Origin of the sequence: Peribacillus loiseleuriae (assembly GCF_001183985.1) — a bacterium.
Lineage (GTDB): Bacteria > Bacillota > Bacilli > Bacillales > DSM-1321 > Peribacillus > Peribacillus loiseleuriae.
Genome location: NZ_LFZW01000001.1, coordinates 3,052,570 through 3,069,282 on the forward strand (window position 1 = coordinate 3,052,570; position 16,713 = coordinate 3,069,282).

Below are 16,713 nucleotides of genomic sequence, written 5' to 3' on the forward strand. Positions count from 1 at the left end.
TCATTGTATAAGAAAAAGTTCGATAGGTCTCCAACCATTTGGTTGGAATATAAACCAACCATTCAATTATAATGGATAAAAAAGAGAGGAGTGTATTCTTTCGCCAGAAGAATGGACATTAAACAAATCATCCCAGACGCCACTTCACCAACAAATATACGAATATATTCAAAGTAAAATCATGAACGGTGAGTGGTCGATCGGAACTAGAATCCCAGCACAACGGGATCTAGCAAAAAAATTTCAAGTGAATCGCAGTACAATTGTCTATGCTTTAGGAGAGTTAACAGCAGACGGACTAATCGAATCAAAAGTTGGAAAAGGCACGATCGTTGTAAATAATACTTGGAGTTTACTAGCTTCTACGCCACCACCTGATTGGAATAGTTACGTGAAGTCCGGCTCTTATCAGCCAAACATACAAATAATTCAAGATATCAATAAAGCTGAAACGAATCCGAAAATCATTCGACTCGGCACAGGAGAGCTTTCTCCCGAATTGTTGCCTGCTGAAAAAATGCAACAAATGTTCCAAAGTCGTTCAAGAATGTTTTCTTTAGGATATTCTGAACCAAAAGGGAGTATCCATTTAAGAGAATTATTAAGTGAATATTTAAAAGCCAAAGGAATCATAGCCTCCCCTTCTTCCATATTGATTGTTTCAGGAGGTCTACAAGCATTGCAATTAATCTCTTTAGGCTTATTACACCGTGGTTCAACTATTTTTCTCGAAACCCCTTCCTACTTGAACTCAGTGCATGTCTTTCAATCAGCAGGTATGAACTTATTTGGCATTCCTATGGACCATGAAGGGCTCCTTACCGATTCGCTAGGAAGGTTCAAAAGGCAGCATAACGGAGCTTTACTCTATACCATTCCTTCTTTTCATAACCCAACTGGTATGCTCATGTCTTCAAATAGACGAATAGATTTAGTGAATGTTTGTAAAAAAGAAAGGTTACCGATTATCGAGGATGATGTTTATGGTGATTTATGGTTTGATCGTTCGCCACCTGCTCCATTAAAAGCTATAGATAACCAGGGGCTTGTCTTATATATGGGGAGTATGTCTAAAACCGTTGGACCTGGTTTAAGGATAGGTTGGATTGTAGGGCCCGAACCTGTAATCGACCGTTTATCAGATATTAAAATGCAAACCGATTATGGCTCAAGTTCTTTATCTCAATTTGCCGTTGCCGAGTGGTTATCAAGTGGTTTTTATGATGAACACATCAAGAAGATTAGAGCAGAATTAAAATGTCGTAGAGACTTTACGATTGACATACTAAATGCACATTTTAAAGACTTAGCATCCTGGAATATACCCGAAGGCGGTTTTTATATTTGGCTTTGTATCCATAAACAAATTCCAATTCGAAAATTATTTGCAAAGGCCCTAAATGAAGGGATTTTATTAAACCCAGGAAATGTATATGTTCGAAACGATCAACAGCATCTTCGGTTGTCTTATTGTTATGCATCACTCGGCCAACTAAAAAAAGGATTAATAAGACTTTCGGAACTAATTCAGGAGCTTTCTAAATAAGTGTCGTCATTCTATTTGCTCTATGCCCTCAACTCAATTAATCAGCAATTAGACTAACTTGGTTTTAAACTGCCAGAACCCTTATTTACTTGGTTCTGGCAGTTTAATCTTCTCCATTATATATACTTTTTCAGCATTTCCTTTGTCTCTAAATCTGCAAAGCATGCTTCAACACTATTAAAATAAATTTGTTTATAATCTTCAAAAATCATATTAAATTCGTTAAATACTATATTGCATTCATTCAGCATATTTGTAGCAGATACCGTTCTGTTATCCGTATTAATCGTTACTTTTATTCCATCTTTGTGAAAATTATAGATTGGATGTTCACGAAAATTATTCACGGCTTTTGTTTGGACATTACTTGTCGGACACATTTCAAGCACAACTTGTTGTTCCTTAACTATTCGATATGCTTCATCACAATCTTTAATAAATACTCCATGTCCAATCCTTTCAGCACCCAAAAGTTTAACTGCCTCTAATACATTTGTACCTATACCAGTTTCACCAGCATGAATTGTAACTCTATAGCCATATTCTTTCGCTAATCGTATCGGTGCTTCGAAGATTCCACAAAACCCTTCCTCCTCAGATGCACATAAATCGATAGCAACAACTCCCTTTCCAAGGAAGCTTTTACCCTTTTCTACGACCTCAAAAGCACGATCTACCGACATCGTTCTCATACATGAAAGTATTAAGTTTCCTTTTATATCATATTGATCTTCGGCATCCTTCATTCCATCTAAGACGCTTTGTATGATTTCTTCTACATCTAATCCTTTTTTAGTGTGAAGTAAAGGAGCAAATCGAACCTCCATATATTTCACATTTTCCTGTGCAGCATCTTCCAAAAGCTCAAAGGCAATTCTTCTTAGATTCTCTTTAGATTGCATAACTAAATTAGGGAGTGCGAATTTTTTCAAATAATCATCAAGAGATTCACATTCTATCGGAGCAATGAGTTCTCTCTGAATTTCTTCAAGATCATAAGAAGGGATACTGATACCTTCTCTCTTTGCAATATTAATGATCGTTTCAGGTCTAAGACTGCCATCTAGATGGCAATGAAGTTCAATTTTAGGTAACGCTGCGAAATTCATAATAACCTCCTAATTTTATGTTATTTGAATAGTAAAAAGGTAAAAAAAATTCCTGATTACGAAGAAAATACACGTACATGTACCTTCTTCGTAATCAGGAATTATCGGTTCCTGGTAGAGACCCCCAAACCATATCATTGGAGTTATACGAAATTTTTTCATCAATTTTTTAATAGAATAATAGAATTTATTTTTATTGTCAAGTAGGGTACGATTTAAACAAGTTTAAGATAAAAAATTGTCAAATAACGTTAAACTTACAATAGTGGGGGAATTACAGCCTGTTATAGTAGGTTCGAACAAAACACCATTCTTAACAAATCTCAAATAATGAAGAAATTTGATCATTATTCAACTTTTTTAAGATGAGAGAATACAAATCTCAAAAAACGATCTAAATCTTTGCCATTTCCTCTTTGAAAAAGCGAATAAATATATTCGCTTCATTTGTTTCAACTTTTGTTAAAACATATGTTGAAGATGTAGGTAGATGAATTTGATCTGATTTTATTTGAATTAGCTTATTCATTCTTAATTCATCCCTAACCATTGTATATGGTAAATATGAAATGCCAAGTCCTTGTTCTATAAATCGTTTCGTAATTTCTATTTGATTCACTTTCATAGTCCGGACAGTTGGATAATGCCGTTTAATTTCATTTAATAGATTTTCCCAATAGTCAGGATGATTATGAGTGATGACCCTGTATTTTTCGATTAGTATTTTTTCATCATCTGACTTCACTTTATCTTCATGAGGACCTACTAAAATGACAGGCTCTTCGTGTACAATATGGCAGTTTATATTTGTTTGGAAGGGCTTGATTCTTGTTAAACCTAAATCTGCTCTTCCTGCACTAATTTCCTCACCTATTTCATATGATTTAAGTACGTTAATAAATACTTCTATATTGGGGTTTTCATCCATAAAGCAACGTAATATGACTGGCAATACGGATGAGGCTATTTGTGGTGCTGCCGCAATAATTAACTTACGATTGTATCCTTGTTTCCATGATTCAAAATCGGCTAATCCTTGTTCGTATTTTTCGACTATTTCTCTTGCGTATGGAAGATAATTAAAACCCGCTGATGTAAGTGAAATTGTTTTTCCATTCCGATCGAATAATTCAATGTTCAGGTTCTCTTCCAGTCTCCTTATATGTTTTGTAATAGCAGGCTGTGTTAGAAAAAGTTCTTCTGAAGTTTTGCGGAAATTTTCGTACTTCGCTGCAACCATAAATGTTTTGAGCCATTTAATTTCCATACATATCTCCCCTTGTAATAACAGTTCGTTATTAATTTTCTCTTTTTTTGTTAATATCCATTATTTATTCTCTCAAGTATAATCTAATTAACAAAAATATACTGCCAATAAAAAGGAGCGATTTACTATGGGGAAAGTGCCAAATGCCGAGGACAATTGGAACGCCAATTTATACGATTGTAAACATTCCTTTGTTTCAGAATATGGGAATCATTTAATTGAATTATTAGCCCCAAAAGCAGGTGAGAGGATTCTTGATCTCGGTTGTGGAACAGGAGATTTAGCAAAGAGATTACATGATTACAAAGTGGATGTTGTAGGTGTAGATCAATCAAAAAATATGGTAATGCAAGCAATGAATAAGTATCCAACGATTAAGTTTTTTGTGCAAGATGCAACAAACTTAGAATACAAGAACGAATTTGACGCGGTTTTCTCTAACGCCACACTCCATTGGATAAAACAGCCTAAACAAGCACTAAATTGCATATATAATAGTTTAAGACAAGGCGGAAGGTTTATCGCAGAATTCGGCGGTAAAGGAAACGTTCAAACAATAACCGATGAAATCATCAATCAAATTAAGGAAGTAGGAAGAGATTACAAAACGGATCAATTCCCTTGGTATTATCCAAGTATTGGCGAGTATTCGTCTTTAATGGAAGAAGTAGGCTTTAGAGTCATTTTTGCCGAGCACTATGAAAGACCAACTCGACTAGAAGGAGATGATGGATTAAAGAATTGGATGAATATGTTCGGTAGTGGGATGTTTGCAGGAATTGATCAGGATAAAAAAGACTATATCATCACAAAAGTTGAGAATCATTTAAAACCAATTTTATATAAAGATAATCTTTGGATTGCTGATTACAAAAGGATTCGTGTAATCGGGATAAAAGAATAGACAAAGAAACGGACCGAACTTTATGCCCTATCACTAAAAAAGCAATTAAACGAGCAGAGACTAAGCTTGTTTAATTGCTACTAGCTTCGTTTTATGGAGACCATGTAAAACGAAGGGGTCAAAATTATATATCGTTTACGACGTGTCAATGATACTCTAAACAGTATATAGAATGTGAGGTCCGGCCCTTCAGACGCCTACGCCACGTTTTTTTGTATCAAGCTCTAATTTGCCCTTGACCATAAATGAAGTATTTAGTAGACGTTAGTGCTGGTAGTCCCATTGGCCCTCTAGCATGTAGCTTTTGGGTACTAATTCCGATTTCAGCACCATAGCCGAATTCGAACCCATCTGTAAAGCGAGTAGATGCATTATGATAAACAGCCGCCGCATCAACATTTGTTAAAAAGAACTTCGCTGCGACTTTATCTTTCGTAAGAATTGCTTCTGAGTGCTTTGTGCCATAAGTATTGATATGATGGACAGCTTCTAATACATTAGCAACCGTTTTAACGCTGAGTGATAAGTCTAAGTATTCAGTTGACCAATCCTCTTCTGTCGCTTGGTTTACTTCCGGAAACTGTGCTAGAACTTTGTTATCGCCGAATAGGTTTATACCATGTTCATGTAGCTCTTTCAACAAATCTTTCCCATGAAGCTCTAACCATTTTTCTTGAATAACAAGGCTTTCCACAGCATTACATACCGATGGACGCTGAGTTTTTGCATTTACAATGATTTCTGTTGCCATTGCAAAATCCGCACTTTCATCAAGATAAATATGACAGTTTCCTGCACCAGTTTCGAGAACGGGAACCGTTGATTCTCTTACAACTGTGTCAATTAGGTTTTTACTGCCTCTAGGTATTAACACATCTAAGTATTCACTTGCATGGAAAAGCTCTTTTGCTGTTTCTCTGCTTGTATCCTCAATTAATTGTACAGCATCAACCGGTAGTTTCGTATTTTTCAATGCCTGTTGAATAACCTTTATGATTGCTTGATTAGAATGTTGTGCTGAAGAACTTCCACGTAAAATGACTGCATTTCCCGTTTTTAACGAAAGAGTTGCAGCATCAATCGTTACATTCGGTCTAGCTTCATAGATCATCCCGATAACTCCAAGAGGAACTCGCTCTTTTTTTATTAACAGACCATTCTCTTTTTCTATCGTTTCTAATGTTTCGCCAATTGGATCTGGTAGCTCGATCAATAATTGAATCGCCTCTGCCATGGCAGTAATGCGCTTTTCATCTAGCATTATTCGGTCAAGCACCGCTTTCGTTAAGCCATTTTCACTGCCTGCTTCCAAATCTTTTTTGTTCTCCATCATTAAATAGGATTGTTCAGCGATTAACAGTTCAGCAATCTTTGCTAACGCTTCATTTTTCTCTATCGATGAAACATTGACCATTTGATAACTCGCGGCTTTAGCTCGCATTCCTTTTTCGGCTATTTCACTCATTATTTTTCCTCCTTAATTTTTACCCAGTTATCTCGATGAATCACTTCGATTGCTGGAAAAACAATCTCATCACTTCTTTTACCCATGACTACTTTTAGTTCGTTTTCCGAATAGAGCACTTCGCCTTTTCCAAGTAACCCTAATGATCCGTATACCTCAACTACATCGCCTTTATCAAAGCTACCAATCATTTTATAAATACCAGCTGGAAGCAGACTACTGCCTTTTTTCACTAACGCTTCTTCTGCACCTTCATCAACGAATAAGGCACCTGATACATGGGAATGAAAAGAAATCCATTGCTTGTTTCTAGCAATTGTAGGGAGAGCTCCTTTGCCAATATAGGTGCCATCACCAGTTCCAGCAATAATATCTTTAAGTTTTTCACTGCCGTCACCAGTTCCGATAAAGACCTTTACCCCTAATGATAAGGCCATCTTAGCAGCATGAAGCTTGGACTTCATTCCACCAGTCCCAACCTTTGAATCTGAATCTCCTCCAAGTTTCATGAGATCATCGGTCACCGTTTCCATATAATCAATTCGTTTTGCATCATGCTGTTTATTCGGATTCGCGTCATATAACCCATTTATATCTGTCAAAATGATAAGCTGATCCGCATGTACAAGTCCACTTACCAAAGCTGATAGCATGTCATTATCCCCAAAGGTTAGTTCTTCGATTGAAACCGTGTCATTTTCATTAATAATCGGCAGAATCCCTCGACTCAGCAATTCAGTTAACGTTTCATGTGCATTCCGATAACGACTTTTATTAGAAAAATCGGCTCTTGTTAATAGAATTTGTGCAGGTATGATTCCGTATTCACTAAACTGCTCGTTATACGACTGAATAAGTACACTTTGACCGACAGCTGCTGCAGCTTGCTTTCCTTTTAAGGTGACGGGTCGGGAAGAATAGCCCAATTTCCGAAAACCAGCCGCAACGGCACCGGAAGATACTAATAGTACCTCATGTCCGGCATTTTTCAACTCGGCAATGGCTGCTGTATGATCGGATATTTTTTCCTGATCAATCTGCCCCTTACTATTCGTTAAAGAACTACTTCCTATTTTCACGACGATCCGTTTCTTTTGCATGAATATTTCCTCCATAAATCATCATTTATGTATAAAAAAACCCTTCTCATCCTCTAAAAAAAGGACGAAAAGGGTAAGTTTCCGTGGTACCACCTTTGTTGAATGCATTATATCGCATCCCACTTTTCTTGTTAACGCCAAGGATACGCCCGAGGTTCTCCCAGGACTCCAGAAGCAGGTTCAATGGTTCATTGTGACGGGTTCTCAGCAATCTCCCGCTCTCTGACACAATAAATGTCATTTACTAATCTTCCATCTTCGTTCAAGTTTTTAATAAGTATGCAAAAAAATTAGATAATTGTCAATAGGTTATGAGAAAGTAATCTCATTTCCTTCACTTAACAAGTTTATTTCCTACCTTTCGCAGTTGCTCTCCGATTGTGCACTGCGAAATACAGAATTTATGAGCAAACCGTCTGCCTTTTTCTTTTTTAAATTGGTTATGAACAAAGCACCCTTTGCACTGAAGCTCTAAAATTTCTTGTACTTCATTATACAGTTCATTCCTGCTCATCTTGTCTACTCCTTTTTTTACTTTTTAAAACGATACATCCTTTCATTCAACCTGAAGTTGACTAAAAATTTCTTCTCCCCGGAGAGCTTGTGAAGCAAGTTGGTCTGCTTCAACGTTCTTTTTCCGAGTAATAGGATCGTAAATTGGTGTGACGCCAAGTTTCTTCAGCTTCTCCTCGATTCGATCCCCCCATGCATTCAATACCTTTTCAAAACAAGGCCATTCTCCAGATAATTGATTTAGGACAACTTGGGAATCTCCATGGAATGTAACGATCTGGTGATGTACACCAAGTATCTCTAGCTGATTCACAGCTTCATAAAAAGCAGCATATTCAGCTTCATTATTCGATTCAAGCTCCTCTAGTAAACCGTTCAGGCGAATTCGAAAGGTTTCTCTGCCTTGTTTATAATAAAGAACTACACCAATGCCGGTCATCTTTGAATCCTTCTGATAGCCACCATCAAAGTAGACCGTTACATCCTGAGGTTCATGCTCGATTTCCGTTAATAATTTCTTCATTTCCTTCTTTGTCCAAGAGGTCCCTTTTTCATCCTTGAACTCTATGTCCTTCAAACGTCCTGTTTTTTCAAGATCGTCTGCAATAATCAAGGCTTCTTTTGCGGAAAGCCAATCAGAAGTAAACATGGCGGAGGGTTTCTTAGCTTGGTGATACTGCCATAGCATGGTGACCTTCAATTCATTACCTCCTTATAAAATTTTACAAATATTTATACAAAATTCATTCATTTAGGACTATAATAACTGTTGTATCTTCGTGCTGAGCGATATTATTTTCTCATATTTTACGCAGAAATACATGGATTCATGCTTATTATTGAATGAAAGAAATATCAGATATGTTACTTAAGGATTTTACATATCATCAGCAAATTATTCTACAAGGAAGTGTTCATCATCATGATTGAGGTACATATCGATGGTGCTAGTGCAGGAAACCCTGGACCGAGCGGCGCTGGCATTTTTATCAATAATAATGGAACGGTCGAACGCTATTCCATCCCACTTGGAAATATGGAAAATCATGAAGCAGAGTACTGGGCACTGATTAAGGCCCTGGAAATTTGTCTTAGCCACCAATTTAAGACTGTTTCATTTCGTACAGATTCACAACTCATTAATCAGGCCGTTGAAAAAGGATTTGTGAAAAATAAACGGTATGCTCCATTATTAGATCAGGTTCTCGTTCTGTCTAGTAAATTGGACTTATTTTTCCTGAAATGGATTCCAAGTAGCGAGAATAAATCAGCTGATGAACTAGCAAGGAGAGCGATTCGAACGAATAATAGGGGTACTGATTCATGAAGAAAGTGGCAGTAGCAGATTTAACTTTATTATTTGTCGTTTTCATTTGGGGATCAACATTCGTTATGGTCCAAAATGCGATTGGTTTTTTAGCACCACATCTATTTAATGCAATCCGTTTTTTTATTGCAGCTATTTTGCTAATCATTGGCTACAGAATTTTTTATTCAAAAAAAAACGATGCAATTTGGACTAGGTCCTTATTTTTTTCTGGAATCAAAATCGGCATCTGGCTGTTTTTGGGCTATGCCCTTCAAACAGTTGGTTTATTAACGACAACGCCTGCAAAAGCAGGATTTATTACAGGACTAAGTGTTGTACTCGTGCCGCTGTTTTCCTTACTGCTATTGAAGCAAAAGTTGCGACTGCCTACCATTCTGGGCGTTCTATTCGCGACTTTTGGATTATATTTTTTAACGGCGGCAAAAGGCTCTACGATCGTATTTGGAGATGTTCTCGTTTTTTTCTGCGCCATTAGTTTTGCGATGCAAATCATTATGACCGCAAAATATGCGAAAGCACATCCAGCCTTGCCATTAACGATTATCCAAGTCTTGTCAGTAGCCATTCTCTCTTTCGTGTCGGCCCTTTTATTCGAAGATTTCTCTATTCTAATGAACCCAGCCGTCATGCTAAAGCCAGACGTTTGGAGCGCTTTACTTGTCACTGCTTTTTTCGCTACAGCTTTTGCATTCTTTGCCCAAACCTACTTTCAAAGCTATACCTCGCCAACAAGAGTTGCGTTGATTTTTGCAATGGAGCCTGTATTTGCAGCACTAACATCCTTTGTTTTAATCGGGGAAAGTCTTACAACAGTGTCACTTATTGGCTGTTTATTTATTCTTACAGGCATGATTTGTGCCGAGCTACCTTTTCCGAAAAAATTAGCCGCCCAACTTGAATAGGGCGGCTTAGCTAACAATTCAAGTAACTTTCATTTCACCATTCTATCTAATTTAACAATCCCTGTTCACGGGCAAATCGTTCAGCTTTAGAACGACTGGCTATCTTATTTCTCTTCATGGTTTCCAGTAAAGAAATATAAAAGCTACCATCGAAGTTTTTTTGTGCTTTTAACGTTAATTCTATGGCTATATTAACAAGGAAATCGCTCGCTTTTGTATAACGCTGGCCGAAATAAATAAAGCCAATGGCATCTTCTCCAAAAGTGAAGCCTTTTTCTTCTAGAAAACAAACATATTCCTCCACTGTTTTCTCCACAAACATTCACTCCATCCTTTTCCATTCTACATATTACCTTAAATCACCCTCTTTGACTATCCATTTTTCGACAAAAGTTTCCATATTATTTTTGAACTTTAAGGAAATAGTAGAGCTAGGAGGTGTTTTCATTGAGCAAAAATCGCAACCGTGGCAATGATGCATTTAGCGGAGTAAATCCTCAAGGGTATTCAGGTGGAGGCAAAGGCAACACAAGTCCTAAATCGCAATTAGAACAAAAAGCCAAGAAAGAAAATCATAAATAAAGTGCAACTTCCATCAGTGGGGGGTTCCTCATCCCACTGATGGTTAGTTGAACCAATCGGACCTTTATGGGCAGTTTGATCCCCCCCACCTATCTTCTTTTTTCATGCTCAAAATCTTGAGGTGAGGGTCTTACTGCCCGTTAAGAGTGGGATAATAGTTAACATAAAAATCATGAGCAGTCTCAATCAGCGTGGATTCTCCCCATCAAAATTGGCATATATTGAGGGTTTTTCTGCTAGTAGACCGACTTCCCAAGTGATCCAATTATATCTTTCGTAAAATGTACTGTGGAAAAAACCGCATTCGGATCATAGGACCCTAGGATGCGGTTTTTTTATTAGATGATTCGTTGAATCGTTTTGAATTCATGGTCTTCTGCTAGCTTTCTAACCTTTTCCTGGTCATAGCGATAAACGCTCGTTTCAAGTGGACATGAAATAGGAACATCACATTTAATTTCTGCGAGCTGTCTTGATAAATGAAGCATGTCAACGGCATCTTGGATTTTTGTTTGTTGAGTTTTTGTAAGTGATGCAAGATTATTGAGAATACCTTCAATATTTTCATATTGAATGAGCAACTTTAACGCTGTCTTCTCTCCTATCCCTTTTACTCCCGGATAATTATCCGCAGTATCACCCATCAGTGCCTTTAAATCAATCATTTGCTTTGGTGTAATACCCTTCCACTCAAAAAAGCTTTCGCCATTATGGACTTCATAGTTTCCATATCCTTTTTTAAGCAGGACAACAGAAATGCGATCATCAATCAATTGCAGCATGTCCTGATCACCTGTCAATATTGATACATGACTTTCATTCATAGCTGTTTTGGCAATGGTTCCCATGCAATCATCTGCTTCATATCCAATAACACCAATGTTAGGAATGCTAAATGCTTCAACAGCTTCCTTTGCCAACTCAAACTGAGGTCTCATCTCAACCGGTGCTTCCGATCGATTTGCCTTATATTCCGGGAATAAATCGTTACGGAAGGTTTTACTTCCCATATCCCAACAAACGGCAACATGACTTGGTGAAATATGATCAATAGCCATGAGCATATGTTTAAGAAAACCTTGAACTGCATTCGTTGGAACGCCTTTCGAATTAATCATAAATTGTCCGGTTACTGCTGTTGCATAAAATGCTCTAAATAAAAGCGCCATTCCATCGACAAGCAAAAAGGATGGCAGCTGGTCTTTTTCTTTTACATCCAAAACAATCACCTCATACACTACTCTACTATTATTTCAGGATAATTACTAGTTTCATAAAAATAAAGTGGAACTTTAATCGGCGGGGGCCTACTGCCCGTTAATGCGAGATAAAGTCAGCCTTTCTTAGCAACCTCATTCTCCTCATAAGAAATCCAATCACTAAAGCTTCCCACGTATAGCTTAACTTGTTCAAATCCTGCTTCTTTTAGTGCAATATAATTCGGCGCGGCTGTGACACCTGAGCCACAATACACGATCACTGATTGAGTATTGCTTAATTCAGCAAATCTTTCCCTTTGTTTTTCAGCAGATAAAAACGAGCCGCCTTTTATTCCATCCGTCCATAGTTTGTTAATCGCACCAGGAATATGCCCTGCCACTTTATCAATTGGCTCTTCTATCCCTAAATAACGTCTTCCTTCCCGAGAATCAAGCAGAGTGACTCCTTTCGGCTGGAGATTCACATATTCCTTCACTTCATTATATGTAGCAAAAATAGTAGAATCAGTATGGACATTAAAGGTTTGTCGATTGTAATGAGGTATTTCTCCGTCCACTTTTCCCCCTTCTCGTTTCCAAGCAAAGTAACCGCCGTTTAGAATTTGCACTTGTTTATGCCCTACGTAAGAAAGCATCCAAACAAATCTTGAGGCAAAGGCTCCTTCTCCACCATCATAAGCGACCACTCTTGTGTTATCCCCAATTCCTGCTTCTTCAAGCTTTTGTTTAAATTCAACAAGATTAGGCAGTGGATGTCTGCCATCATGGGTACCCACCGTCCCTGACATATCTTCTTCAAGATGGAAATACACAGCTCCAGAAATATGTTCTTTGTTATAAAGTGCTCTGCCGTATGAAGGTTCACTAAGCTTAAATCGGCAATCAACAATTCTAATTTCTTCATCTTTCATTACTTCCAATAATTCGTATGGCTTAATTAGAAATGACATTTTAATATTCGCTCCTTTAATTGGATAATGTTCCGATGACCCCGCAACTTGTTTTCTTGTATAAAACATTTAAGGGACAGTGTACGAGGTCAGGCCCTTATACATGTTTATTTTTTATTTAACAGATTAATTTCTGCTGCAATTTGTTCATAGCGAGGAATATCAATCGTTTCTTCAAGAGCAGCTTGTAGTCCTGCAAAAATTTCAGTGAGTTCTGCTTCACTATTTTTTTGCAGCAAAATCAATTGTTGCGCAAGATGCTCTTGATAGCTTTCATTTAATTGCTCACTTTTTGCATTCACATAATCAAGTGCTGGTTTATCTAATCTTTCCCTTAGTGCATCATTCATTTTGACTTTTTCATTTTTCTCAAAGAATGCTTTCGGATTCCTAAATAAGGCAAGTTCTTTTTTAAATTCATTCTCCGTTAGCCCAATAAACGCACGCTTGAATTCGATAATTGGACCATTTTGTGATTCATATGGTTTTAGAGCAATATTTTTCTTTACCTTTTGAACTTGCTCCATCATCGATTTTTGCTTTTCTAAAACGAGCTTACTTACATACAATTCAGCCCTTAAAGCGGTTGCTCGCATTTCTTGAGCAAAGTCAAAACCTAACGCTTCTAATAAACTGATTAACGATTTTTTCAAGACGACTTTAATATCCTGCCCGTCATCTTTTAATACAGCTGGATTAAAGGATTCTTTGAAGAAATCAGCAAATCGAAAAAACACTCGTTGTTTGCTATAAAAGATAAGCTCATCGATTTCTTTTTTTAAACGTTGTTTATCGGTTTCACCGTTCATTTCTAGCACAATTTGTTTCATTTTTTGAATATCCTTCTGGAGCTCGAGCAATGCTTTTCGCTTCGTTTCTTTATCTTGCTTGGAGGTGATAATAACATCCAGCAGTAGCCCCTCAGCTCGAATCATGGCAGCTTTTGCCGATTGCAAAGCAAGATCCGTTAAGTCATGCTCGATAAACGCATTAAACTGTGCTTCAAATTTGGCGATGCCACTGTTTGGTAGAAAAGCATGTGAAAACGAACTTTGTTTCTGCCTTTCTCCTAAAGCTCCTTTACTGCTAAGCGCAAAAAGTTTCGGAAAACGGATGCCAAAACCAGCCAATTCATTTTTTATATACTCTTTGACTTCATTGATCTCATCTTGTGATTCTGCTAAATCTGCCGCATTCACAATGAAAAACATTTTATCCATCGCAAAGGAGTCCTTCACTCGGCCAAGTTGGATAAGAAACTCACGGTCTGCTTTTGAAAATGGATGATTATAGTAGGTTACAAAAAGAATTGCATCAGAGTTTTTAATGTATTCAAACGCTGCACCGGTATGTCGGGCATTAATCGAATCTGCCCCAGGTGTATCGACTAATACCATGCCTTGCCTCGTCCATTCACAGTCGTAATACAATTCAATTAAATCAACCAGACAGGATTTCGTCTCTTGGGCAGCAAACTGTCGGAACCCATCCAAATCAACAGTCAAAGTCGTACCAAGCTCGCTTTTGTATTGAGGCAATCCTGCGTGAAAAGCACGTAAAAATGACAATTGTGTTTTACCCGTTTCAGTTTTGCTGCTTTTTTGGATAATGACGTCTGAAAGATGATGCGCTTTCTCTAGACTTGCCGCCTTTTCTGCGAACACAGCTAGCGCCACATTCACATCTTCAAGAAGCATGGCTTCCGTTTTAAGCTTGACAGCAGCAGTCCCATGCTTATGCCCGAGATCTGCTGCCATAATTTTATTGATTGCCGCTGTTGTCGGGTTTGGTGAAACAGGGAGTATACTTTCTCCCATCAATGCGTTGGCGAAGGAAGATTTCCCTGCACTGAAAGCACCAAATAAGGCAACAGTATACGTTTGATTTTCAAGTCGTTGGGATTTTCCCTTTAATTCTTTATATAAAGATTGAAACCCCTTTAAAGGGTAGATCAATTCTGCAACTCCTGACAAACTGACAGCTGTTCGATGTAGTTTATCTTTCGCGCTGATTCGCTTAGTTACTTCTTGCGAATCTACGCGATTTAAAGGAACTTCTTCCTTTTTCTTCTTCCTTTCAACCATATTCTGCTGTTGGATTTCCTCTTGAACGATTACTTTTCTTTCCGCTTCATTTTCTTCTTCTAGCCAAGCTTTCAACATTTTTTCTACTTGAGGTAGGTAGTTGCCATTACCTGCAAGTATTTTAGTAAGCTGGTCTTTTTCTTCTTGGAGTTCTTTTTCCATCGTGTTGACTACCGCTAACGCATATTGATACGATGAAAATTGATTCAATTCTTCCTCTAATTCCTGAGTGCGCTGTTCGTTCTTTTCCAGCATTTTTCGAGATAATTGATCTATGAATTGTTCACACGATTTTCTTGCTGCTCTCTTTATTGCTTCAGAAAGCTCATTAGTATAATTTAATACATATTCTCCCGTAATTTGGACTTGCCCCTTAAGTAAACTAGTTAATAAGGATTCGGTAACCGCTACGTGTAGGCTCTGTGCAGTTTGTTCCATTAGGGCATCATGGACGCCAGATGCTGCCACCGTTTGGACTGCGAACTCTTTGATATGCCAATCCAACTGTGTTTTGACTTTTTCCCGTACATCTGTTAGAAACGCTTGTTTTCGATCTTGACGTTCTTGTTCTGTTTTTTTCTTAGTGAAAAATAGACCTGTTTTGAAGTCTTTCTGCGTGGATTCTAAGAATTGTTTGGCTAATTCGCGGGTTCCTGCAGGCATGAGTATGGCATTTTTCACTATAGATTGTGTACCTTGATCAAAGTGTTCTTTCACCAGTTCAGTACTACGAACTAATTTTTGTTTTTCCTGAAGAAGGTGATTCACATTCTCTGTTATAGCGGATCTTTCAGCGTCAGGAAGGCTATATAACGACTCAAGTTCTTCTGAATGTGCCTCTTCATACTTATTCTTCAGCCAGCTAAGATGCTGATTGATTACCCTTTTTGTAGAAACAATAAGGGAATGCTCTCGATTTGTTTCTTTATTTCGAACTAATGTGTCAATAAATTGCCGGACGTTTTCAACATCATTATGAGGATCCGTTAAATCGCGGATGGATGTGAAAAACATGCCATCGGGAATTACATCCCAAGCTGCGAAAGCATCACGAGCGGATTGTTTGAATGTTTCAAAACTTAGTTCGTTTTCATCGTGTTTATCAATCATATTAACAATTAAATACAGAGACTTTCCTGCTTCTGTCAGTTCTCTCGTAAAAAGGAAGTTCACTTCTGATTGAACATGATTATAATCCATCACATAAAAAACGACATCAGCTAAATGAAGAGCAGATTCAGTTGAAATTCGGTGAGCGTTATCTGTTGAATCGATGCCAGGTGTATCCATAATCACACAAGCATCAGGTAAAGGAAAATCTTTCGAACTAATTGTAATCGAGGATACAGCATCACCATCTTTCGCAAACGTCTTAACGACTGCGTAATCATATGGAGCAGGAAAAATTACAGGTTTACGTTTACGAAAATGGACTTTGGCAAAATCTTCACCTTTTTGAACTTTCACCGTATTCGCACTTGTCGGGATTGGGCTTGATGGAAGCAAATGCTTATTTAATAAAAAATTAATCATACTTGATTTCCCTGCTGAGAAGTGGCCGCAGAACGCTATTACATATTCATCTTTATGAGATTTTAGCAAAAGTTCTTTTATTTTCTCCGCATTCGTTTGATCTCCTTCTTCAGAAAATTTTTCATATAATGACATTAAGTCGGTTACGCTATGTGTTTGTGTTCTACTTGTGTAAACCATTCGTCTCTTCCCCTTAAATATCGTTGTA

Annotated in this window: 15 protein-coding genes, 1 riboswitch and 1 other annotated feature; of the genes, 5 read left to right on the forward strand and 10 right to left on the reverse strand. The window is 37.6% G+C overall.

From position 1 onward, the window contains the following. Window positions 1–94 precede the first annotated feature (94 nt). Window positions 95–1,546, forward strand: a complete 1,452-nt coding sequence (locus AC625_RS14200; protein WP_049681864.1) for an aminotransferase-like domain-containing protein — start codon at window positions 95–97, stop codon at window positions 1,544–1,546. A gap of 116 nt (window positions 1,547–1,662) precedes the next feature. Here AC625_RS14200 and add read toward each other — a convergent pair whose 3' ends face one another. Next, complete coding sequence (gene add / locus AC625_RS14205) at window positions 1,663–2,655, reverse strand: adenosine deaminase (protein ID WP_049681865.1); 993 nt, start codon at window positions 2,653–2,655, stop codon at window positions 1,663–1,665. A 71-nt stretch (window positions 2,656–2,726) separates the two neighbouring features. Then, window positions 2,727–2,826: riboswitch (purine riboswitch) on the reverse strand. A 223-nt stretch (window positions 2,827–3,049) separates the two neighbouring features. Further along, window positions 3,050–3,922: a LysR family transcriptional regulator gene (locus tag AC625_RS14210; protein ID WP_049681866.1), complete on the reverse strand. Its 873-nt coding sequence runs from the start codon at window positions 3,920–3,922 to the stop codon at window positions 3,050–3,052. A gap of 127 nt (window positions 3,923–4,049) precedes the next feature. Between AC625_RS14210 and AC625_RS14215 the strand changes: the two genes are divergently transcribed. Next, on the forward strand, window positions 4,050–4,826 hold the full coding sequence (locus AC625_RS14215) for a class I SAM-dependent methyltransferase (protein ID WP_049681867.1): 777 nt from the start codon (window positions 4,050–4,052) through the stop codon (window positions 4,824–4,826). Between the two features lie 217 nt (window positions 4,827–5,043). Here AC625_RS14215 and AC625_RS14220 read toward each other — a convergent pair whose 3' ends face one another. The 4 genes from AC625_RS14220 to AC625_RS14240 all read right to left on the reverse strand — a co-directional run bounded on the left by AC625_RS14220 (window position 5,044) and on the right by AC625_RS14240 (window position 8,604). Then, a complete protein-coding gene (locus AC625_RS14220; protein ID WP_156187543.1) occupies window positions 5,044–6,291 on the reverse strand; it encodes a glutamate-5-semialdehyde dehydrogenase in 1,248 nt (415 codons plus the stop codon). Further along, window positions 6,291–7,391: a glutamate 5-kinase gene (proB, locus tag AC625_RS14225; RefSeq protein WP_049681869.1), complete on the reverse strand. Its 1,101-nt coding sequence runs from the start codon at window positions 7,389–7,391 to the stop codon at window positions 6,291–6,293. Before proB ends, AC625_RS14220 begins: the two co-directional genes overlap by 1 nt. Window positions 7,392–7,448: 57 nt before the next feature. Further along, window positions 7,449–7,659: a binding site (T-box leader), on the reverse strand. Window positions 7,660–7,725: 66 nt separating this feature from the next. Then, complete coding sequence (locus tag AC625_RS14235) at window positions 7,726–7,905, reverse strand: zinc-finger domain-containing protein (RefSeq protein WP_049681871.1); 180 nt, start codon at window positions 7,903–7,905, stop codon at window positions 7,726–7,728. A gap of 42 nt (window positions 7,906–7,947) precedes the next feature. Further along, on the reverse strand, window positions 7,948–8,604 hold the full coding sequence (locus AC625_RS14240) for a ribonuclease H family protein (protein WP_425415451.1): 657 nt from the start codon (window positions 8,602–8,604) through the stop codon (window positions 7,948–7,950). Between the two features lie 222 nt (window positions 8,605–8,826). On the opposite strand from AC625_RS14240, the gene AC625_RS14245 reads away from it, so the two are divergent. Together AC625_RS14245 and AC625_RS14250 are read left to right on the forward strand one after the other, a co-directional pair. Then, window positions 8,827–9,231 carry a reverse transcriptase-like protein gene (locus AC625_RS14245; RefSeq protein WP_049681872.1) on the forward strand — a complete coding sequence of 135 codons (405 nt, stop codon included), beginning with the start codon at window positions 8,827–8,829 and terminating at the stop codon, window positions 9,229–9,231. After that, the gene (locus AC625_RS14250) at window positions 9,228–10,136 is read left to right on the forward strand and encodes a DMT family transporter (RefSeq protein ID WP_049681873.1); all 909 of its coding nucleotides are present in this window, start codon (window positions 9,228–9,230) and stop codon (window positions 10,134–10,136) included. The genes AC625_RS14245 and AC625_RS14250 overlap by 4 nt, the downstream gene beginning before the upstream one ends. A 46-nt stretch (window positions 10,137–10,182) precedes the next feature. Here AC625_RS14250 and AC625_RS14255 read toward each other — a convergent pair whose 3' ends face one another. Then, on the reverse strand, window positions 10,183–10,452 hold the full coding sequence (locus AC625_RS14255) for a DUF6123 family protein (protein WP_403070713.1): 270 nt from the start codon (window positions 10,450–10,452) through the stop codon (window positions 10,183–10,185). A 131-nt stretch (window positions 10,453–10,583) separates the two neighbouring features. On the opposite strand from AC625_RS14255, the gene AC625_RS26830 reads away from it, so the two are divergent. Beyond that, the gene (locus AC625_RS26830; RefSeq protein ID WP_400627949.1) at window positions 10,584–10,718 is read left to right on the forward strand and encodes a small, acid-soluble spore protein L; all 135 of its coding nucleotides are present in this window, start codon (window positions 10,584–10,586) and stop codon (window positions 10,716–10,718) included. A gap of 338 nt (window positions 10,719–11,056) precedes the next feature. Here the strand turns inward: AC625_RS26830 and AC625_RS14260 are convergent, their stop codons facing one another. From AC625_RS14260 to AC625_RS14270, 3 genes are all read right to left on the reverse strand, one after another. Next, entirely contained in the window at window positions 11,057–11,887 is an 831-nt protein-coding gene (locus tag AC625_RS14260) for a 5'-3' exonuclease (RefSeq protein WP_049683750.1), read from the reverse strand. A 164-nt stretch (window positions 11,888–12,051) separates the two neighbouring features. After that, window positions 12,052–12,888 carry a sulfurtransferase gene (locus tag AC625_RS14265; RefSeq protein WP_049681875.1) on the reverse strand — a complete coding sequence of 279 codons (837 nt, stop codon included), beginning with the start codon at window positions 12,886–12,888 and terminating at the stop codon, window positions 12,052–12,054. Window positions 12,889–12,995: 107 nt separating this feature from the next. Then, on the reverse strand, window positions 12,996–16,685 hold the full coding sequence (locus tag AC625_RS14270; RefSeq protein WP_049681876.1) for a dynamin family protein: 3,690 nt from the start codon (window positions 16,683–16,685) through the stop codon (window positions 12,996–12,998). Between the last annotated feature and the right edge of the window lie 28 nt (window positions 16,686–16,713).

Excerpts from the sequence above, each read along its gene's own strand:
- add (WP_049681865.1), bottom strand. The coding sequence starts at position 2,655 with ATGAATTTCGCAGCGTTACCTAAAATTGAACTTCATTGCCATCTAGAT.
- AC625_RS14210 (WP_049681866.1), bottom strand. The coding sequence starts at position 3,922 with ATGGAAATTAAATGGCTCAAAACATTTATGGTTGCAGCGAAGTACGAA.
- AC625_RS14215 (WP_049681867.1), top strand. The coding sequence starts at position 4,050 with ATGGGGAAAGTGCCAAATGCCGAGGACAATTGGAACGCCAATTTATAC.
- AC625_RS14220 (WP_156187543.1), bottom strand. The coding sequence starts at position 6,291 with ATGAGTGAAATAGCCGAAAAAGGAATGCGAGCTAAAGCCGCGAGTTAT.
- proB (WP_049681869.1), bottom strand. The coding sequence starts at position 7,391 with ATGCAAAAGAAACGGATCGTCGTGAAAATAGGAAGTAGTTCTTTAACG.
- AC625_RS14235 (WP_049681871.1), bottom strand. The coding sequence starts at position 7,905 with ATGAGCAGGAATGAACTGTATAATGAAGTACAAGAAATTTTAGAGCTT.
- AC625_RS14245 (WP_049681872.1), top strand. The coding sequence starts at position 8,827 with ATGATTGAGGTACATATCGATGGTGCTAGTGCAGGAAACCCTGGACCG.
- AC625_RS14250 (WP_049681873.1), top strand. The coding sequence starts at position 9,228 with ATGAAGAAAGTGGCAGTAGCAGATTTAACTTTATTATTTGTCGTTTTC.
- AC625_RS14260 (WP_049683750.1), bottom strand. The coding sequence starts at position 11,887 with ATGGCGCTTTTATTTAGAGCATTTTATGCAACAGCAGTAACCGGACAA.
- AC625_RS14265 (WP_049681875.1), bottom strand. The coding sequence starts at position 12,888 with ATGTCATTTCTAATTAAGCCATACGAATTATTGGAAGTAATGAAAGAT.
- AC625_RS14270 (WP_049681876.1), bottom strand. The coding sequence starts at position 16,685 with ATGGTTTACACAAGTAGAACACAAACACATAGCGTAACCGACTTAATG.